The sequence below is a fragment of the Sphingobacterium faecale genome (genome assembly GCF_016746095.1).
GTDB classification, from domain to species: Bacteria; Bacteroidota; Bacteroidia; order Sphingobacteriales; family Sphingobacteriaceae; genus Sphingobacterium; species Sphingobacterium faecale.
This window is the reverse complement of record NZ_JAERTY010000007.1, coordinates 292,310-314,316: the sequence shown is the minus strand read 5'-3', so window position 1 is coordinate 314,316 and position 22,007 is coordinate 292,310. Positions and strand designations below refer to the sequence as shown.

Genomic DNA, 22,007 nt, shown 5'->3' with positions numbered 1-22,007 from the left:
CTTTCAGAAGTTCGTCGTTCTTCTTAGCAGGTTTTAGCCCCCGTCCTGTACTCATAATTCAACTTGTTGGTTAACGGCCCCAAAATACAAAACAAAAACCTGACAATCAAACTAATACGTAAAAAAATCTCATCAATGACCTGGATGTAGGTGCATGTTGTATTTGCCTTATGCTTTTCTGTGCAGCGCGACAGGCTCTCGCGGAGTCCCGAGTTTACCACCGAAGTCAATTCGGGACACGCCTAGGGGACCTTGTGAAGTACTTGTTCCGAGTTTCCGAAGGTCTATTACCTACATAGGGTTAATAATAGCTTCTAGATATCTCCACTTCGGTCGATGTGACGACATAGTTTACAACAATCTATCATTGGTAATGGAATAACATAAAGCGAAGCAACCCCGAAAGGCTCATCATAGATAATCGCCTATTAGCAATGAGATTGCTTCATTGCATTCGCAAGGACGAAAAACGCCTTTTTGTCATGTGTAAACAAAAAAATATAGTGATTTAAAAAAAGCGTAGCTTCCCGTACAGATGGAATAAGTGATCCTAAGCTTTCAAACACCGCTAAACTGTATACCTACTAAAAAGCCGCCTGGGCTTCTCTTCCAAGCGGCTATATAAACTGAACAACGCAGACCAACAACCTGCACCAGCCAGCCTAAGATACTAAAAATGTGTTAATTACCAAATAATAATTAATAAAAACAACACTCCCCAGAGACTAAAAGTCACCGTTTTAATGACCAGAATGGATGTGTCGAGCTCAGGACTAGCACTTGTACGATAGACGATTTTCTTGATTAGCGATATTTTTCTACCATACCTATAAATCCATTCCAATGATCAGGAGAGATTCTGTAAGGACGTATAGCGTTACGAACAGCCAAATTACCTTCTTTATCTACAATCATTAGTTGAGGATAACCCAATATACTATAATACTCGGCAATAGGGTGCTTCATAGCTAGTTCACCGATCCAAAGGTTAACGGCCTGATCATGGGTATATTCTCCCTCCTCTAAAGACCTCAGCCACAAATCTTTTTGCCGATCTACACTTAAGGACAGGAACACTACATCATCCATGTGAGCTAGCTCACTATGCATAGCTTTCAACTCCTTCCCAAGTACTTTACAAGGCATACAACCCGTATACCACATATCGACAACCACCACCTTACCTTTAAAATCAGAAAAACGATGCACGTTGCCCTCCCTATCAAAGAGCTCTGTATCAAACATAGGAGAGCCTTCCATTCTTCCTAATAAATTTTTGAAAGCAGTAGCATATTTATTTGCATACAAAATGGAAGGAGCTATCGTTTTTAATCCATAAATATCCCACTGCCGTGTAAGAGCTAAATAAAACAATTTGTCTCGAAGTTCACCTGTGTAACGCTCCGCCAAATAGTTTGTAAACCCATAATCATTATCTTTAACAATTTCAATTCGGTGTGGATGTTTTTCCAGTGCAAATTGAGACCATTCTTTTCGCAAGAGCATATCTCCCCAGCGCAATGACCGAGCTGCTATGGCAGAATCGAAGTCTCTTGAAAATTTAACAACGTTCTGGAGCTCTGCTAAAACAACTTTTTGCTGTACAACATCATACTGCAGCAAGTCTTCATTTCCAACAACAAGCTGAGCATGAGCACGGTAAACCTGCGACACATTATCATACCATAATATTTTTTTTATCTCTGGATTAATATCTGCTTTATCCAACCGATCTGAAACTATACTAATCGTAGATTCTGCCCAATTATTTAGTACTTGAAATGCTTCTGGATACTGCCTTTTACCTGTAAAATCCCTAGCTTGAATATACAAACTATCACTAATTCTCACTTGTTTTGCCAATTCATACTGTAAATTATATTTTTTTGCATGTGTACCTTTAAAAACAACAGGACTAATTTTCTTGGGATATAAGTGTATTGCTATGGTATCCTTATCTTCTGCAATAAAGAGGTTGTTTCCAACATTGAGGTCAATCAGACTCTCTGATCCCTGCACCCCCATAAAAATAGGCTCTAAATGTAGATAGTTGATACGTTCTGGGATAGATACCCTGACCCGTGTAACGCTATCGGCGAGGTCTAGATCAATATATTCCATATTTTTACCTGCGAATGTATAAACCCCTTCTTTATACACCAAAATCTGAACCTTACCCTCTTTTAGTTGTTCCGGATAATGCACATGAAAATCATACACGACAGAAAACTCACTGTCTTGCGCTACAATATGATTACTTCCTGAAAACAAACCTAGTATTAGTAGAAATATATTTATATGTTTCACTATCTTTTATTTTGAGTTAAGCCACTAAATGCTATTTCATCATCCGGGATAGGGAGGACGTATCTCGGGTCATTAGGTGATAATGTATATTTTTTGTCACCTATCTCTCGTACCAGTTCTATTCCTTTTCCGTCCCTATTCAGGCGCTTAATATCCGACCAGCGGATAGACCGCCAGACCAGTTCTTTTCTTCGTTCCTCTAAGACTGTTTCCAGTACCGGTCCACGGGATTGCAGTTCTTCCAGCATTGGCACTTTATCCGTTGTATATCTTTTTTGCAACAGGTCATGGATCCATTCCAAAGCCTCGCCCCCCTTATCCCTTCTAGCCAAACATTCTGCCTTGATTAAATAGAGCTCATCTGTCGCTAGTCCTGTAAAACCGTAAGCCCCCAAACCATTATAAGTTCTTTTCATCACCGTCTGACCTAATCCATCAGAAAGGAAAAATACTTTAGATCGTATATCTTCTGTCCCATACAACTCAAGAAGCTCTGGATTTATAGTATATATTCTATTAATTGTCCCTCCTGAAGCCAAGCGATATTGCCCAACTGTCATCGTACTGAAAATAATTTCAGCATTATCAAGCGAGAACGGAGAATTTGTTGTTTGACTCAATACATTATAATCCAACAATACATTATAAAGATTCAACGCACTATCCACATAGCTTTCTGCTTCGGTATATTTTCCCATATCTAGGTAAATCCTTGCCAATAGGCTGTATGCTGCTGTGCGGTTTGGCTTTAACAGATTTGTTGTACGCTCGGTAGACAATAGTGGAATAGACTCCGTCACATCCTTCAGTATATGGGTATAAGTAGCATCTACACTAGACCGTTGTACAACCACATCGATATCCGGCGATGTACGGATCGGGACCCCTAAGTCCGTCTTTGCCGTATTTTCATCATAGCTTTTGCAGAATAACCGAGCGAGTTCATAATTAGCATAAGACCGATTAAACAAAGACCAGCCTTTCAATTCTTTATAATGTTTGGTAGTTTGCATTTTTTTATCCATACCCGAAAGCACATTCAGCGCATTGTTGACATAAAAAATTATTGCAAATGGTCTATTCCAATCCTCCACCTTACCACCTAACTCATAAATTTCCTCATTCCATACCGATGCATTCCGCTCTATAGCAGGAGCTGAGTTCCAGTTTGCTTCATTGATTATATATTCATCGGCAGATACTGTGGCCAAACCACTAGCTACATTGTGCATAATACTATTATTAAGCAGTTTCTCTACATCTTCCAAGGTATTGGGAATCAAGATACCCGAATTGGGCTTGACATTAAGGAAATCGGACTTGGTGCAGTTCATCAGAGCAAACAGACTGAGTAGAGCCAGTACATTTATATATGTTTTCATCTTTGTAATTTTTTATAGTGACACCTTCATACTTATCGCATAGGTACGCATAGCAGGAAATGAACTTGGATAATCCGGATCTATACCTCTGCTATTCTTGCGCCATAGGATCCCTAGGTTATTGATATAAGCGGACAGCTGTATCCTCGAAAAGGAATAGCCCAGTTGTATATCTTCCAAACGGATATGTGCACCAGGCTCTATAAGCCTTTCAGACTGGGTATATAGCATCGTGCGGAACATGTTGGCAGGATAGACCAAGACCGGGACATCGGTACGCAACTCATCACCCGATTGCTGCCATCGCTTATCATAATCTGAAATCACAGCAGATACAGCGCCATCGCTACCATACAAGCTACTGTTGTCCAATGATTTTCTCCTGAACACATAGCCAAACTTGTAACTGATATTGAACGATAAGTCGAATGATCCATAACGAAACGTATTACGAACAGAACCAAATACGGTCGGCACTCTAGAGCCATTATATACCAGATTACTTCGCTCTTTACTTCCTATTATATTCATATAATCCGTACTTTGCTCGCCATCCAGGTAACCTATAGGAGCGCCCGTCTCATTAAGACCCGCATAGGGAAAGCTGAATAGCGACCAATAAGGATAACCTACAAGTGGATTATTGGAGGGAATAGATATAATATCGTAGTTGGTACCCGTCTCCAGTAGGTAATCCGTAACCTTATCCTTTGAGATATTAAAGAGCACATCGGTATTCCACTTCAGCCCGCTATTGAGATTGACAGAACGTAGCTGTACATCCACACCACGGGAAGAAGTACTTGCGGTATTACCCGTAAAACGGGTTATCCCGGTCTGTGGCGCTATAGCCGCAGGACCGATCAGGTCCAGCCCTCTTTTCTTCCAATAGTCGATCGATAGGGATAGCCTATTCTCAAATAAGGCCGCATCCAAGCCAAAGTTGAGGTTGCTCACGCGCTCCCACCGGAGTGAAGGATTGGGCGGATTGACAATATCGGCAAAGAGCTGGTTATAACTATTGATCAGGTAGGAGGTACTATGTGCGGTCAGGTAGGCCGATAGGCTTTTATTGACATTGCCCGTATAGCCGTAGGTAGCACGCAGTCGCAGATCATTGACCTGAGGTATATATTGCATAAAGGATTCTTTAGAAACCCGCCACAGCGCCCCCGCAGACCATAAGGGCACCCCCTTCTGATTGGTCTTTACCCCAAAAAGATTGGACTCATCCCTACGGGCGCTACCCGATACGGTATATTTATCGACATAGGTGTAGGAGGCATTGGCAAAATAAGAGAAAAACCGGTCTACCGCTTCATACTGCGTGGCCCCGTTGTCAATACGTGCCGAGCCACTGCCATAGGAATAATTGTAGGTCTTCGTAAAGTCTATCGCTGCATTCTGATTGGTCAATGTCACGGGATCATGGCCATAGAAAAAAACCGCATTGCGGTAGCTCTGCATATCTTTTATTTCGCTCCCTGCTATGGCGTGCAGCTCATGGTCGAGCCACTTCTTGTTGAAATCCAGCTGTAAGCGTCCATTAGACGTCGTAAACCCATCATTGCTATTTCTTAGAATACCACCTTGGGGCAGCACAAAATCAAACAATTGCGTAGTACTGTTCTTCTGCGCAAACTTGTTGATCATATCCCTGCCATAAAAAGAATCTTTGCTATAATAGTTGTCATTGACCGTACCTCCACGTTCATAGCCATAGCGTATCGAGGCTTTAAGGTAATCCGTTATTTTATAGCTGAGTGCTGTATTCAAGCGATAACTAACTCGATCGGTCATATTTGTACTACCCGCGTTAAGTTCATCCATGGGCCTATACTTCCAGTCGAGTAGCTGACCGCCACCAAAGCTATCCGTAAAGTAATGCGAAAGCCCCGACGCATTGGTCAACGCCATGGCCTGCCCGTTATCATCCACAAAACGATCATAGGGATATAACGTGCTGATCTGCGCACCTGCTCCCGTCCTGCCCGATGTAAAGGCCAGATTTGTGGACAGCTCCATCTTCTGATCAAAGAATAAATAATCGTTATTCACATTGACACTGTACCGCTTAGTATAATTATTGACGATATGTGCTTTATTATCATCATAACCTAGCGATACAAAGAACCGGTTATTCGCTCCGCCTCCATGGAGGCTTACATTATATTGCTGATTGACCGTATGCTGGTAGTAGTGCTTCAGGAGCTCATCCCGGGAGTCATACCCCTTCAGCGCATTGATCAGCTGCAGCGAGTCAGCTGGGCTGATCATCTTCTCGCGTGTACGCCAGAAGATGTCTACAGCAGGGCTGAATCCCTGATAACCATTTTTCAGACGCGTATTATATGCTCCTTTATCAAACAAAAACTGTTCGACTTCGATATACTCCTCAGACGACAATTGTGGCATACCTGCCGAGAATAAATTCGGTTTCCCTCCTAATGTCGTGTTGGCAACCAGATTGAGGTTGGTCCGACTATTGAGTTTTCCTTTCTTGGTCGTGATCACGATGACACCATTACCTGCCCTCGCTCCCCAGGCCGAGGCTGCAGCAGCGTCCTTGAGCACTGTGATAGACTCAATATCATTGGGGTTGATGCTTGACATATTACCGTCATAAGGAAAATTGTCCAGAACAATCAATGCCTGCGCATTCCCTCGAATGGTGCTTCTGCCGTGTATCTGTATAAAATCGGGATTATAGGGATCTGCGCCAATAACGGGACTACGAAACTGCAAACCACTGGTCACCCCATCCAGACGATCCAGTATATTGGTACTGATCTTCCTATTCAACAGCGCATGGTCCAGCTGCACAAAACTCCCCGTAGCTCTTTCCCGGGGTATAGTCTGATAGCCTGTAGATACTACGGTTACCTCATCAACTTCCGACGACAGCGTTTTTAAAGAAGCAGTTACATAGGCACCTGTGGCAGTCACTGTCACGGAAGCATGGCCCAAGTAACTAACCTCTATGCGAACACCTGGTGCAACACCTGGAAGTATAAAATTACCGTCCCCGTCGGTCTTGGTCTGTATGGCGCTACGCTTACCTCGGGTATCCAGCACATAGACGGAAGCCCCGACGAGGGGTTGATTTTTCTCATCCACGACACGTCCTTTAATCTCCTGATTTATAGAACGGTGATCTTCGTCATAACGGACTACAGCCGGGTTGCTGCCCGTTCTATCTTGTGGTTTCTTCTGGATACTGATGATCTTACCATGAATGGTATATGTCAACGGAAGATTGTCAAAAAGCAGGGGGAGTACGCTTAAAATCTCCTGCCCCCGAACGTCCAGATCGACATGTTGGAGTTGCGCCAGATCGCTATCCCTGTACATAAAGGAATACCGGCTCTGTTTGCGCAGTTCCTTTAACACGCTCTTGAGCGGTTGGTTACTGACCGTAAGTGTCACACGCTGCCCTACCGCATCGGCCATAGCATGCAGCGTAAAAGCCAGGGTGAGAAATAAAATAAGCTTCATAATAATCCAGTTCTTGATGGATTGATGCCTACCAGGTAAAATGCTATCTCCTATACGGATAAACGCATAGCATTCCTTGGCAAGATGGTTAATTTTCATACCTTTGTCTTGTTAGGTTAGTTAATAAAATTGTGTTCTGCGATTTGATTTTTGTACCTGACACCGGCCGCAGGTGTTCGTTGCACCTACGGCTTCTTTATTGTCGGGTACAGATGTTTTTGGATTATCTGCTTCTGACTATCACCCTCCTTTCGTTAAGTTCAAATTGTAAACCGGTCTGCTGGGCTAGAGTCTGCAGTAGCGCATGAAGTGATAAGTCCCGTAAAACATCTCCGGACAGTGTTGCCGAAGGTAGACTGACGCCACGCTCCACGACAAACTCGACGTCGTACCACCGGCCAAGCTGGCGAAAAATCTGGGACAAAGTCTGTTTTTCTAAGGTGATGATACCGTCTTTCCAAGAAGTATAGTCGACAACATCGACCTCCTGTACGCGAATGCCCTGACGATCCGCAATGGCCTGCATGCCGGGCACGAGCTCCCGGATGGCTCCTGCGGAGGAAGTCAAACGCACGCTTCCCTCGACGAGGGTGGTCTGGGTATAGGGCTCGTCGGAATAGGCCATGACATTGAACGCTGTACCGAGTACCCTGATCTCGGGTCCCGCCGTGGATACCACAAAGGGCACCTGGCCTTTCTTGACCTCAAAATAAGCTTCTCCCTCGAGTTCAACGCGTCTTACGTCTTTGCTGAATCGCGTCGGGTAACGGATACTGCTGGCCGCATTGAGCCAAACATGGCTCCCATCCGGAAGGACCACCTGATACTGTCCCGATCGTGGGGTAGTGACGGTAGCCATCTGTACAGAAGGGACATCCAATACGGAGGTACCATCTGCGTACGTAAAACGCTCTCCATCACTGACCAGTGTACCCTGGGCTTCGCTCAAGGCGACATGGTGCCCATCGCTCAGCGTAAAAGTGGCTCTATTGCTCCCTGCAGGTATATCGGCATGCAATTCAACACCTGGGGAAGCTATACGGCTGCTAGAGTAGTACCATACAGAAAAAGTGGCAACAATAAGTAAGGAAGCGGCAACGGATAGCCATCTTATCCAGTTGAACCTGGCTACCTTAGTAGACAAAGTATCTACTCCATCAATATCCTGCTCGATCCGCTGCCAAAGCAGGCGTTCCATCGCCAAGGGGTCAGGCAGATCAGGAGCTGCCTCCAGGCGCTTTCCCTGCGCTGCATACCAACGGTGGAGCAACGCCAGCTCCGAAGCGGAGCACTTGCCCTGATGGTAGTTATCCAATAATTGTTGTGCCTGAGTGCGGTTCATACCTGTACTGTTCATCTATAAGTATAAACGGGCGGGGGAAAGCGAAGTAGTAGAAGAAATCGAAAGTATTTTAAAATTATTAATGCGTGAGCCAAGTCAATATAGAAATCCAGCCTACGTATGACCGTAACTTGGGTTTAATAATCTTGATAGCATTATTGACTTGCTTTTTTACGGTCAGATCCGAAATCCCCAATAGATCGGCAATTTCCTGATAGCTTTTGTGCTCGTGCACACGCAGTCGAAAGATTTCTTTCATCTTGGGCGGAAGCTTTTCGATCTCCAGTTCAAAAGCCGCCATGAGTTCTTTGGCATTGAGGTCTTCGATAATGTTATCACTATGCTGCTGTATATACGAGCCCAGTGACTCCACGTGTTTGTGCTGTATTTTACGATGTGCAAGGAGATCTAGCATCCTGTGACGGGCAGAGGTATAGAGCAGACCCGCCAGATTATCAAAGGAAGAGAAACGGTCTCTCTTAAACCAGATCGTGGTAAAAACCTCCTGGACAATATCACGGGTTTCCTCCTCCTCTTCCAACATACGGTATACCTGCCCGTACAGAACCATCCAATAACGCTTATAGATCTCGGAAAAAGCCTCGCGATCCCCTTCCCGTAGCAGCGAAAAGAGTATATTGTCGTCAAGCAGGTTATAATCTCTGGAGGTCATCACACAAACATATAAAAAAAATATGGATCGTAATGAAATATGACGCTGTACACCGCTAATACCGGAATGCGGTATATAAGGCTCAAAAAAGGCCGGTACCTTTGGCAATATCCGCAATAGGTAAACTCATAAAAACAGCGGAAGGATATATTTAATTTATTTTAGTACTTTGCTCGAAAAGCATGGGTTAAAGACAATTTTTGTCTAAATTTAGTTTTATAATGAAAAATGATCAAGAAGAACTTAAAGCTTTACAATTAGCAATCGCTGATCGTGATGAAATGGCTTTTAGACAATTCTTCGAGCGTTTCTTCAATCCACTTGTCAATTATGCCTTTACTTATACGCTGGATCGAACTATGGCCGAAGACATCGTCTCGGAGCTTATGCTCGTGATCTGGAGTATGGAGGATAAATTGAACGAAATAAAAAATATACAGCATTACATTTATAAGGCTACAAAAAATCGTTCATTAAATGCATGCGCTAAAAAACCGACTTACCAACACAAAGCAACGGCACAAGAGGACTCTGCTTACCTAAGTCCAGAAAATATATTAATCAGTAAAGAAAGTCATCTGGAGATCCAGAAAGCGATCGAGAACCTCCCCCCTAAATGTCGCACTGTATTCATATTAATTCGTGATAATCAGATGAGTTATAAAGAAGTTGCAGATTTGTTAGATATCAGCGTGCATACGGTCAATAGGCATCTGCAAGATGCGTTAAAAAAACTGCATAACAAGCTTATAAAATAAAAAATATATCCCTATACCACAGTCATTTATAAAAAAAACAAAAATCAAACTGATGATTTCAGCTTTAGCTTTTGTCATTAGGTTGAATTAAGATAGATATACTATGTCTTGTGATAATGATTATTTTTTAAAATTAGTTGAGCTGTATATGACCCGACGTATTACGGACGAAGAATATCAACAGTTAGCAAGATTTTTGAGGAAGCATGAACAAAATAGGTTGTTTTTTGAAAACGTCGTAAACTCGACTTTACCACTATCTAATGTGGAAACAGCGTTTGAAAAGCTAAAGCAAAAAATGCCGGATCAACCCCGCAGAAAAAAGAACACCATATTCAGACTTTCGGTATGGAAGTACGCCGCTGCGGTGATACTTTTGATGTTTGTATTTGCTGCAGTGATATACAGCTCTAGAGAAAAGACCGATATCTCCTTAGTGTATCAAGCACCATTAGGTAAGCGTCTACACTACGCCCTGCCGGACGGCTCTCAGGTATGGCTCAATGGAGGCAGTAGCTTGAAGTTGGAGGATAGGTTCGGGGAGAACGATCGTAGAGTGACGTTGTTAGGTGAGGCATATTTTGATGTCAAGCATGATTCGCATAAACCATTCTTGGTCAACGCGGACGAATTACACATTAAAGTGGTCGGTACGACTTTCAATGTACGTGCTTATCCGGACGAAGTGTGGCGTGAAACCACCCTATTATCAGGTAGGGTAGAACTAACTGTCGATGCTGTGGACAGATCTGAAGGTAATATAGAACCGAAAACGTATACCATGAGTCCTGGAGAGAAGGTAAGCGTGAACAAAAATCAATCCGGTGTCGTCGACAAGAAAGACATAAAAGAACAAGAGGGACTACAAAACAGTGCGGTATGGAAAGATAATGTACTGGTATTCGAGAATGACCCTATGCCTTACGTACAATCCAAGTTAGAAAAATGGTACGGCGTAAAAATCGAGATAAGAAACGAAGAATTAATACACAACCACTTTAGCGGTAAGTTTAAAGAAACGTCTATTGAAGAGGTTTTAAAGTTATTAAAAGAAACGGGAGGAATAAAATCAATACGAAAAGAACAAGACGCCATAATCATAGAGTAATAAACAGAAAAGGGATATACTGGTACTATATCCCTTTAAAAAATTAAATAAGATTCATTTGTAAACCCTAATCACTCAAAATTATGAAAAAGAAGTCAGATACTGAATTAAAAACTCAGCATCTCCCCAATTTTTGGAAAAAAGTTGTAATGGTCAAATTCATTTTAGTTTTTATGCTAGCATTCTGCTATCAAAGCTATGCTAATAAAGGGATGGCACAGAAAACGGTAACGTTGCAAGCAACGAACCAGCCCCTCATCCAGATCCTAAAGCAGATGGAAAGTCAGACGAAAACCACCTTCATCTACAATGATGAGCTGCTTCGATCCCATACCATCCGCGAGCTCAATTTGAATAAGGCACCTGTTTTTGAAGCCTTAAAACAGATCCTGAAAGAATTCGACCTGGCGCCAAGACAGGTGGACAATGACCGCATCCTGATCAATAGATCCGTACAGCAGTCTCACGTGATACAAGGTCGAATTATAAACCAAAATGGTGATCCCCTCGCTTTTGTTACCGTGATGGAAGTCAATACGAATAATCATACCCAAACGGATGCCAATGGCTATTTTAAATTATCTGTTAGCTCCGAAAAAGCGAAAATCACTGTAAAATATATAGGATATGAAACTCTGCTCCTGACGATTGACTCGGAATATAACCGCAACCTTACTAAAGATAATAAGTTCAAGTTTGTCATTAATATGGTACCTCAGGATAATGTACTCGATTCGGTGATTGTTCATATACAAACGGGTTATCAACATATCCCCAAGGAACGTAGTGCCGGTGCTTTCAGTCAGGTTCGCAGCGATCAAATCCTGGAGAAGTCGGGAAGTATGAACGTTGTAGACCGCTTGGAGGGATTGGTGCCAGGACTGGCGGTTAACTATGGAGAAGGGAACGATAAATTGTTGCTGCGCGGTGTAAGTTCCGTAAATCTTGCCCGACAACCGCTTATCGTGCTCGATGGGGTTCCGATTGCAGAATATACGGACATCGAGTCTTTGGTCAATGCACAGGATGTAAAAGATATTACGGTATTGAAAGATGCCACAGCGGCCTCAATCTGGGGAGCTCAAGCAGCGAATGGGGTGATTGTGATCACCACTCAAACCGGGGAATTTAACAGCGAAAAGGTCAAGATTGCCTATGATGGCATGGTCTCCCTAAAAGGAAAACCCGACCACAACTATTTAAATCTGATGGATAGCCGTAGCTTTACGAATACCACTGCGCAACTCATGCGTGATCCTTCTTATATAGCGGCATTTCCGGAAACAAACATACATAATGTGGACTATCCTGTGCTGTACCCTCACGAACAGGCTTTCTACCAATATAAGGCCAATCAAATATCCGAATCAGCCTATCAAACGAAACTGGATAGTCTGTCACAACAACAGGGGCAACGACAGGTACAGGACTTGTTTTACCGTAATAGCGTGTGGACTAACCACAACGTCACGTTATCGGGAGGGGGGAGCAATAATCGCTTTTTTGCATCTCTAGGTTACCTGCGAAACGATAATTACGACAAAACCAAAAGAGACCGCTATAACATCACGCTAAAAGAAGATATCAAAATCGGGAATTATGTACGATTGGATCTGACGGGCAATATGGCCTATGAGCTTTACGATGCCAACAACTTCACATCGCCTAAATCGCTCGACGACTACCTGCCATATGTGATGTTCGTGGGATCCGATGGGCAGGCCTTGGACCACTCCTACCTGTACATGACCGATTCATATAGACAAACGGCAATTTCAAATTCTGGCTTGCCACTAGCCTACCGACCTTATAGCGAATGGCAGGATCGTGAGAACAGCTTTAACAAACTATCCAGCCGCTTTAATGCAGGGCTTAGCATCAAAATATCAGATGCCTTAAGCCTCAATAGTCGCGGTCAGTATCAGAGCAATGGTAGTGCGGGCTACGATTATTTATCGGGTGATCGCTACCAAACACAACTGGAACGGATTCAATTTACGCAATTAGCCCCTGATCCTGGTTCAAAACCGACTTATTTCCTACCTGTTCAAGGCGGAAACTATACAACCTTGAATGATGATGTACGCTCATGGACGGTCAGGAGTCAACTGGATTATAACAAAACTATCGCTCAAAATCACCAAATAACTGCCTTGGCAGGTTTTGAAAGCCGCAGTTCCTTATTTAAAATCAAAAAAACCTATCAGAAGGGCTATGATTTGCAGTCGATGACCTATACACAGTTTGATGTAAAGACCCTCAATAAACCGGGCATAAACAATACGGTACTGCCAGTACTGTACCGAAGTTCAGGACAAAACACGTTAGACTATAAACCGCTGATGGAATCTGAAAGTGAACTGCGCTTTGTGTCCTTTTACAGTAATATAGCTTATTCATATAGAAATAAATATAACTTTAACGGCAGTCTTCGATTTGATCAGTCTAACTTGTTCGGCAAATCCAGCGCAAGCCAAAATAAACCTATATGGAGTATGGGTGTAAGCTGGAATGCGCACAAGGAAGATTTCTTTCAATCTGATATCGTAAATAATTTAACCCTAAGAACTACCTACGGTATCGCTGGAAATTCGCCACGTCCAGGTCTGGGCGGCCCATTTGATATTCTGTATGCCGTAAATGACCCCTTATTTGATGGTCTAGGTACGGGGTACATTGTGATAAGTCCGGCTAATAATGATCTCGTATGGGAACAGACGCGGACATTTAACCTGGCAGTGGATTATGCCCTTTGGAACAATCGCATACGTGGAAGTATAGATTTCTATAGTAAAAACACGAGCAACCTCTTCGGTGATCGGCCTATAGACAACACCTTGGGATGGGTGTCGGCTTATGGTAACCTAGGTGATCTCTATAACAGAGGTGTAGAGATCCAAATAGAGTCTCAAAACATCCGGAATAGCGCATTCCGATGGTCTACTAATTTCAATATTGCATACAATAAAAATAAAATCACGGCCTTAAAACGTTACAACACCATTAGCCCAATGCAAAAAGCGGCATCGTCCTTCACTGAAGGCTATTCTGCTTTTAGCCTATTTGGTCTAAGGTATTCAGGCCTCAATAACGATGGAAACCCTGAAGTATATAAGGCAAATGGTGACAAAGCCACGATGACCAACCAACTGACATTGGATGACGTCCACTACCAAGGTAGTAGCCAGCCACTGTGGTATGGTGGTATAACCAATCGGTTTGACTACAAAAATTTCAACCTATCATTCCTTGTCGTGTACAACTTGGGCCACCATATGCGACAAGAGCTCAACACCTTCTTTTCCGGACGAATAAGCAGCAATCTGAATCAAGTATTTGAAGAAAGATGGCAGCAACCTGGAGATGAACAACATACTATCATCCCTAAATATATCGCGAACCAAACGGACAGTGACAACCAACGAAATACAAGCCTCTATAAATATGCCGATGTCAACATTATATCGGCATCTTACCTAAGATTGCGCGACTTGACATTGTCTTACACATGGGATACCGAGCTTTCTAAAAAGTATCATTTCAAGGATATCAAAGTCTTTGGACAGGTAAATAATATTTTATTATGGACGAAAAATTCAAAGCATATTGATCCTGAATATTATAATCTAGCATCAGGTTACCGAGTTGGCAAGTTCCCTCCTTTCTTCACCCTAGGTTTACGTGTCAATTTATAACATTAAAAAGAATTAAATCATGAAAAATATTTTTTCCGTACTCCTCATATCTATATTAGTAAGTAGTTGTACTAACTTTTTGGATGTAGAACCAAAAGGGAAAAGCGTCTTGGCCAAATACGAAAATTACGAAGGCCTACTGAACAACTCTTTTTTAAATGGACTTCAATTCTTGAAATTTACGGCTACTTCCAATGCAGAAACCGGTGATATGGGCTATTCATTCTCCATACTTGGTGAAGTACAGGCACCTTTCTTTATGTCGGATGACATCGTTGCGAATCCAAATACGTTTAATAACTATACACAAATACAAAAGAACATGTACCGCTGGCAAGATGACGTATATCTTGTCGATGATAATGCGGCCGAATGGGGTACGATGTATAGTCTCAATTATGTATATAATCTGATTGCCAATGGTGTAATGGATACAGAAGGGGGTACCATTAATCAAAAGCAAGGACTGCTTGCGGAATCACGTGCCGCACGAGCGCACATGCATTTTTGGACTGCGCAATTATTCGCTCTTCCCTACGAGGAAGCAACGGCTTCTCAGACAATGGGTATTCCGCTGATCACCGAAGCCAATACAGAGTTGAAAAATGTGAAACGAGCTACGCTTTCGGAAACCTACCAATTTATTCTTGACGAATTGGAACAGGCCATACCTCATCTCCCGAATGAAACCTACAACCGCAGTCGTATATCTAAAGCCGCTGGATATTATATGTTGGGAGAAACCTATTTCTATATGAGAAAGTATGATAAAGCTCTAATGGCTTTCAAACAATGTCAAAATTATCTAAATCAAACTCAGATAGCTTTAGGGACCTACGATTACAATAAAAAAGTGCCGACATGGTGGATTGGTTTTATGCCTAACATGGGCTTACTCAATCACCCAAACCCTTTCGATTCTGAAGAAAACATCTATGTTAAACAATCTGCTGCTCCTATCTATAGTGCGATGGCTAGTCAAAGTGTACTCCATGAACAGGTTTATAACTTGTTCAGCCCAAACGATCTGCGTTTGAAAATATTCAGCAACAAAGGTTTAATGTCTGCTTCGCTACAGCTTCCGGGATACCAGCGGGCGCAACCAGGGACGATAAATTATGGACCATCGGTACCCAATCTCATCCTGATGACGGCCGAGTGTGAAGCACGGGCGAATGAACTGCAAAAAGCAGAACAGCTATTGGTTGACTTTAGAAAACACAGAATGCCTGAAACCGAAGCAGCTATCGTGTATGCTGACCAGGAGGCACTAGTCAGATTAATTTTGGAAGAGAGGCAACGAGAATTTGCAGCAACGGGATTGCGTTGGCTAGATATGCGTCGCCTCTATAATGATCCAACCTATAATAATCTACGCAATAGCAGAACTATAGACGGACAGACGGTAACGCTTAGACCAGAACGCCTTTGTCTACGTATCCCCCCTATGACTTTAGGATTTAATCCAGATATGCCAAATAACAAATAATTAAACAGATGAACATTTTCTTAAAAACCATATATTCACTATTGTGCATTATCAGCACAGTTGTAGCGCAAGACAGTATTCCTGTTCAAATCGATATTCAACAAAAAGATAAGGCGACCATATTGGTTTTCTATAAGGATGGAGATGCTTCAAAAACGGTATCTGGGAATGAAATAGCACCAAACTCGTACCTAGTGCATCTACCGAACAATGGCTATATCCCTTTTAAAATCATGGTGAATACGCCAAAGAATATGCACATGTCCTCTACAGGTTTCACGCCCAAACCTATGCCCAGTCTTTTGGCGGGACCAGATGCAAAACTACAAATTAAGGTACTGGATGGTGATCAATTGAATTTAGAAATTGTATGCGATGACCCTAATGTGAGGTTATTTGAGCAATTCGCAAAAGAAGAGCGCTCTTACCAAGCGAAGTCTTTTGCGAACATACAAAATGATAGTAAAGCAGATCCTGATGAAAAGGAGGCTATGCTTAGAATAAAACAAAACTTCGTTAAAAACAATCCGGATAGTTATTCTGCTTTAGCGGTGTTTTCAAGTTATTATATGATGCTGCCCGCACAGCAAGCCCGCAAGCAACTGGTTGATATAGCCAAGGATTATAAAACGAGTCCCTTGTACCTCGAAATCAAAGAAAAACTTGACGCTACTTTAAAATCAGCGCTGGGATCAAAGATTCCTTATTTTGAAGCCATAGACCTAGACGGTCAGCTCTTTAAATCGAATCAATTGGGCGGTAAATACTACTTAATTGATTTTTGGGGCAGCTGGTGCCAACCTTGTCGGGCGAGTCATCCTGAACTGCGGAAAACCTACCAAAAATATAACAGCCAAGGCCTCGAAATATTAGGTGTAGCATTAGAAACCGGCTCTCAGGAAGAGCAGGTAAGGAAATGGGAACAAGCCATCGAAGAAGACCAAATTAACTGGAGGCATGTACTCAATACAAAACAGCATAATATTGTCGAGTTGTTTGGAGTTACTTCTTACCCCACCAAAATATTAGTCGACCCAGAAGGGAATATTGTCTATCGATCTGGACAAGGACAGGATGATTTAAATCAAATACTAAACGGTATTTTTGAAGATAAAGAATCGCAAAGAGCCAATCTTTTAAACTACCTGAACAAACTTCTCAATGCGAATACAGCTGAAAGCAAACAGACCTTGTACCTAGAGGCCAAAAAATTAGAACAGGCTAAAAATGAATCTGACCTTATTTTAGCAAAAAAAATATACAAAGAGCTTGGGGAAGATGCCATCGTAAACCAACTAACAGCCAAAAGTATCAAAGAATATCCAAAAGGCATTACAGCACGCGAACAAGCCGCCAACTTATTCTTAGCGAAGATTGAAAATGAAGATGCGCATAAAACGGAAAGAGCTTACCAACAGTGGCTCAAAAAATTTCCAGTTGACAGTTTTGAACCTCAAGATAGAGGCTTCTACGACATGGTACTTTTGCAGCTCCTCAAACACTTTAGCAGTAAAGAAGAGTTTAACCTTACGGATAAATACAAAGATAATTTTATCGAACAAAGCCTCAAGACTGTGAGCTATTACAACATAGCAGAAAGCTTATTAAAAGCAGGCCATAAACAACAAAGCCGTAACTATCTGGAGGCCGCATTAAATTGGAGCGAGCAAGCTAAAAATGCAGAAGATCCAAAAACCAGAAGTAGTTTTGGAGCCCTAATGTACAACAATATTGCCCTATTGAATGCTGAAGTATCCCTAGAACTGGATGACCCGAAGGTAGCCATAAACAACCTGCCACGTATCTTAAACGATGGAAAATACCAAGTGATGCAGGTCGATAAAATGGCTCTAATTCTAGCAAATGCCTACCAAAAAAGCGAACGCTACCTGGATGCCTTTCTAACCTTAGATGCACAGGCCAGGATTAACAATGCTTCTCCAGAGGTGTGGGATTCTTTGGAAAACCTATATGTAAAACTCAATCAAGGGAAAGGCATATTCGCCGATTATAAAAAAGAAATAGAAACGGTAAAAAATGAACAAGATCTAGCCTTGCTAAAAAGCAAGATGGTGAAGAAAGATTTTCCAGATTTTGAGCTTCAAAATAGAGAAGGCGAAACAGTACGTCTCAGCGATTTTAAAGGCAAAACGGTGATACTCGATTTTTGGGCCACCTGGTGTATACCATGTGTAAACTCTTTCCCGATCATGCAAAAAATGATTAATAAATATGCAGATAAAGATGTTGTTTTTTTATTTATTAACACTTGGGAGAAGCAAGCAAACTTTAAGCAGGCCGTAGACAAGTTGATCACGCAAAACTCTTATACTTTTGAAGTATTATACGATGAACTATCAGACAAAAATGATGCCCTACTCGCTACACAAATAGGAGTACCCAGCTTGCCCACCAAGGTTGTATTGGACAAAGAAGGGCATATGCGGTTTATGATTTCAGGTTCAGACCCGCAGGAAGAAGCTATGACGCAAGAGATAGAAAATCTTATTAGGCTGAGTAATCAAGATTAGAATCGTTCTCTCTTAATAACGGTAATATCCCTAACCGGAACTGGGTATACGAAAAAGGCCGCTCGGGAACACCCCACCGAGCGGCCAACTAAACAGCATAGCCTATCATCTCCTATGCATAAGCCTAAGTTACTAAAAATGTGTATATTATCAAAATTAAAGTAACTTAATAGTCTCAAGGTATATCGGTCGGCACGGAATTAACGAATGATTCGACTTTCTCCACATGGTAGCCGAATCTGTCGAAAGCCTTGATACGGATAGTATGTACTCCCGGAACAAGGAAAGGAATCACGGCCTGCCAGATGTGCGGAGAGGCCCTTAATCGAAGTGGATTGATCCGCTTTCCTGAAGCAGGAAATTTCTTTTCTTTGTTCTTTTCGATTATCTGTAATACAGATTCTGCCGGTCTTTTGGCTTGCTGCATGGGCAACCATTCGCCATTATCAATCTGAACCTGTACCATGGTGCTGTCTGAAGCAGCGTATAAGTTGGTAATCACTGTGTCTCCGCGCATCGTGATATCCAGCTGCTGATCGTTATCTAGTCCTATCCCTTTGAAATGTATACGATAGCTTGTTTTGTCAAAATCGATCGTAAAGTAATTACGCGGACTACCACATTGCATCAGCGCATCGGGGACTCCCCATGGATTGAACTCGCCGGTCCACCAGTTTCCGCAGGGGGCGCCGGCTACTATTTCCTGTACCTGGCCGTGGTTGTAAAAATGACGGCTCACTTGATGGGTATGCCCTGAAAGGAGGAGTACATTGGAGAATGGTTTTAACAAAGCAAGTACCTCATCGCGATTGCGCGTGTACAGCATAGGGATATGTTGGCAAAGTACGACCTGAGTGTCTTTGGCTAGATCTTCTAAGTCCGCTTTCAAAAACTGAAGCTGGTCGTCTGAAACCCGGCCTTCATAGCTCCGTGTGCCGGTGCTAAACACATTGTTCAGTACAACGAAATGTCGCCCCCCATAGTTGAATGCGTATGTGGATGCGCCAAATTGCTGGTTATAGTGTCTATGCAACGGACTGGTATTATCGGTATTACGATCGTGATTGCCGAGTACGGTCCATGAAGGGGAAGGTAGCGTCTGTAGCATCGCTTTGAAGGGAGGGAGCAAATGGATGTCATCATTGACCAGGTCGCCCAGTATGAGGTGAAAGGCGATATCTGTCCGGCTGGCTAACTCACTGAAAATACTCTTGCCGGCATAGTTGATCTCCTCTATATCGCCGACCTGAATGTCTCCAATAGCGCCGATCCGAAAGGAGTCCGGCTGTTTTTCGGCAATCAGTGCAAAATGATGGGTCAATGGAGCTGATAGCCTATCGGGACTGTCGGGGTAGAAAAAGAAAGAATTGTTGACCTGCTCACCCTTGGCTCTTGACAGCGTATATCCGTTAGGGACAATGGGGAAGATGGACTGTCCGGACTGTACTTCGATCCGGAATTTACCTTTGCTATCGGTATATACTATGTCCTTTCCATTGGATACGGCAATGTGTTTCAATCCCCGCTCTTTAGCATCAAGAAGTTGGTTTTTATTTTTATCTATAAATACGGTGCCTTCTACCCAGGAGGAATGCTGGCTCCAAAGGAGGATAGGGAATAATAAAAGGTAGGTAAATAAAGAAAATCTAAGCATAGGCTATTTTTTAAGAAAAAGGGGGCATTACGCTGCCCCCTTTATTATGTTATCAGGAAATAAAATCCTTATTGGGGTGTATCAAATTTGTACAGTACAATATTGTCTGTCGAATTGATGTAAGAAGCATACCCTGTGCCGTTAGCTGCAAATCCGATAAATACATTCGCGCTTTTAGCAGCTACATTATCCAAAGCCTTGGGAGTTCCCCAGTCCTGAGTATCGGTATTAAAAGCGGTTACCGTAGGCAGACCGTTGTCATCGCGATATAATACATAAGGAGTTCCGGCGGGAGATAAAGCAAGGGAATAGGTACTTGCCTTGGTATTGATCACATTACCGACCTGGCTCCATGACTGGGTAGCAGGGGTGTATTTTTTTACCCGTAGATTAAACGTACCATTTGTCTGTCCATCATCTGCAACAATAATATAAATATTGCCATCATGATCTACATCGATACCTACTTGCGAAAGAAGCGAGTTCTTTGCACTTGGCTCTATAGCTTTGTCTATGATAGTCGTCCAAGTGCCTTGTTTGTAGGTGTAGACCGAGTATGTCTGGACTCCTGAACTATTAAATGCTATCAGGTACAAGGTTTCACCAACAGTTTTAGAACTTGTGCTTCCAGTAGCCTGTCCCGTAGGACGGTTAGTTACCTCATTGTGGATAGACCAAGTCGATCCGCTGAATAAGGATACCGAAAGTGCTCTTTTTGACAGGGCTTCTCCGCCAGCAACAACATTCAAGGAGGTGAAGAGAATTGGCTGGTTGTTGGCCGGATTAATCCCGATGCTTAAATTGCTGAGTGTAGAATTAAAAATACCCTTCTTACCTACCAAAGACCAGCTCGTACCGTTGTATCGTTGTATAGTCGGTGTCTGTGCTTTCTCGGCGGTGTAGTCTTGATAAACAATATAAGGCTGTCCGTCTTTATCTAATGTCATACTCAAATTGGTACCTATCCGACCTGCTGAAATTTCATTGCCTAAAGCAGCCCAGCTATTATCCTGATATTTGGCGGCAAATCCTTTGCGTAATTCCACATCCGAAGAAGCCTGCATAAAAAAGAAATAAGGAACACCGTTTGAAGGATTGACCTTCATATCAAACTCAGATGCGACCTTATCCGTATAGGCTCCTACTCGGGTCCATACATAGTCTGCAGCATTAACAATAGTGACGGTATAGCGTGCATTGGTGGCACCTTCGGTAACGATATAATCCGCAGGTGTACTAAAGTCGGCCTTTGTTATTCCGGACTGTTGAGGACTGCCATTGAGCGTAACGGTAGCTTTCTCAGTGGTCGTAAAACGAGCGACCAACTTGGTTCGATCTACTTCTTTTGGCAGTTCAATCTGAATAGAATTGCCGGTCACCTCTTTGACGACATAATCCCTGAAAAGATTGTCCTCATTATCGGCTGCATAAAAACCAAAAGAAAGCATCTTTGGGTCTGTTTTGATAGGGGTGTCATCCGCTTTTTTACTACACGCAGTCACACCGAGTGCAATAATAGCCACCATTAGATAGCGGGTTAATTTGTTTAAATTTTTCATCTTCATTGTTTATT

At 42.6% G+C, this 22,007-nt stretch carries 12 protein-coding genes; 5 read left to right on the top strand and 7 right to left on the bottom strand.

Features of this window, described 5'->3' with window-relative positions; translation table 11 throughout:
- Positions 1-804: 804 nt before the first annotated feature.
- The 5 genes from JKG61_RS23180 to JKG61_RS13715 all read right to left on the bottom strand — a co-directional run bounded on the left by JKG61_RS23180 (position 805) and on the right by JKG61_RS13715 (position 9,199).
- Positions 805-2,307, bottom strand: coding sequence for a TlpA family protein disulfide reductase (locus tag JKG61_RS23180; protein WP_202103531.1), 1,503 nt, complete (start codon positions 2,305-2,307; stop codon positions 805-807).
- Entirely contained in the window at positions 2,307-3,689 is a 1,383-nt protein-coding gene (locus JKG61_RS13730; protein ID WP_202103530.1) for a RagB/SusD family nutrient uptake outer membrane protein, read from the bottom strand. The genes JKG61_RS23180 and JKG61_RS13730 overlap by 1 nt, the downstream gene beginning before the upstream one ends.
- 12 nt (positions 3,690-3,701) lie before the next feature.
- Positions 3,702-7,283, bottom strand: coding sequence for a SusC/RagA family TonB-linked outer membrane protein (locus JKG61_RS13725; RefSeq protein ID WP_202103529.1), 3,582 nt, complete (start codon positions 7,281-7,283; stop codon positions 3,702-3,704).
- Between the two features lie 124 nt (positions 7,284-7,407).
- On the bottom strand, positions 7,408-8,541 hold the full coding sequence (locus tag JKG61_RS13720) for a FecR family protein (RefSeq protein WP_202103528.1): 1,134 nt from the start codon (positions 8,539-8,541) through the stop codon (positions 7,408-7,410).
- Between the two features lie 64 nt (positions 8,542-8,605).
- Positions 8,606-9,199 carry an RNA polymerase sigma factor gene (locus JKG61_RS13715; protein WP_237249480.1) on the bottom strand — a complete coding sequence of 198 codons (594 nt, stop codon included), beginning with the start codon at positions 9,197-9,199 and terminating at the stop codon, positions 8,606-8,608.
- A gap of 221 nt (positions 9,200-9,420) precedes the next feature.
- Here JKG61_RS13715 and JKG61_RS13710 point away from each other — a divergent pair, with 221 nt between their 5' ends.
- The 5 genes from JKG61_RS13710 to JKG61_RS13690 all read left to right on the top strand — a co-directional run bounded on the left by JKG61_RS13710 (position 9,421) and on the right by JKG61_RS13690 (position 18,780).
- On the top strand, positions 9,421-9,957 hold the full coding sequence (locus tag JKG61_RS13710) for an RNA polymerase sigma-70 factor (protein WP_202103526.1): 537 nt from the start codon (positions 9,421-9,423) through the stop codon (positions 9,955-9,957).
- A gap of 103 nt (positions 9,958-10,060) precedes the next feature.
- Positions 10,061-11,065, top strand: a complete 1,005-nt coding sequence (locus tag JKG61_RS13705) for a FecR family protein (protein ID WP_202103525.1) — start codon at positions 10,061-10,063, stop codon at positions 11,063-11,065.
- An 83-nt stretch (positions 11,066-11,148) separates the two neighbouring features.
- On the top strand, positions 11,149-14,760 hold the full coding sequence (locus JKG61_RS13700) for a SusC/RagA family TonB-linked outer membrane protein (RefSeq protein ID WP_202103524.1): 3,612 nt from the start codon (positions 11,149-11,151) through the stop codon (positions 14,758-14,760).
- 19 nt (positions 14,761-14,779) lie between these two features.
- Positions 14,780-16,249: a RagB/SusD family nutrient uptake outer membrane protein gene (locus JKG61_RS13695; protein ID WP_202103523.1), complete on the top strand. Its 1,470-nt coding sequence runs from the start codon at positions 14,780-14,782 to the stop codon at positions 16,247-16,249.
- Between the two features lie 8 nt (positions 16,250-16,257).
- On the top strand, positions 16,258-18,780 hold the full coding sequence (locus JKG61_RS13690; protein WP_202103522.1) for a TlpA disulfide reductase family protein: 2,523 nt from the start codon (positions 16,258-16,260) through the stop codon (positions 18,778-18,780).
- 175 nt (positions 18,781-18,955) lie between these two features.
- On the opposite strand, the gene JKG61_RS13685 is transcribed toward JKG61_RS13690, so the two are convergent.
- Both JKG61_RS13685 and JKG61_RS13680 read right to left on the bottom strand, forming a co-directional pair.
- Positions 18,956-20,434: a calcineurin-like phosphoesterase C-terminal domain-containing protein gene (locus JKG61_RS13685; RefSeq protein ID WP_202103521.1), complete on the bottom strand. Its 1,479-nt coding sequence runs from the start codon at positions 20,432-20,434 to the stop codon at positions 18,956-18,958.
- 68 nt (positions 20,435-20,502) lie between these two features.
- Complete coding sequence (locus JKG61_RS13680) at positions 20,503-21,993, bottom strand: NHL repeat-containing protein (protein WP_202103520.1); 1,491 nt, start codon at positions 21,991-21,993, stop codon at positions 20,503-20,505.
- Positions 21,994-22,007 lie beyond the last annotated feature (14 nt).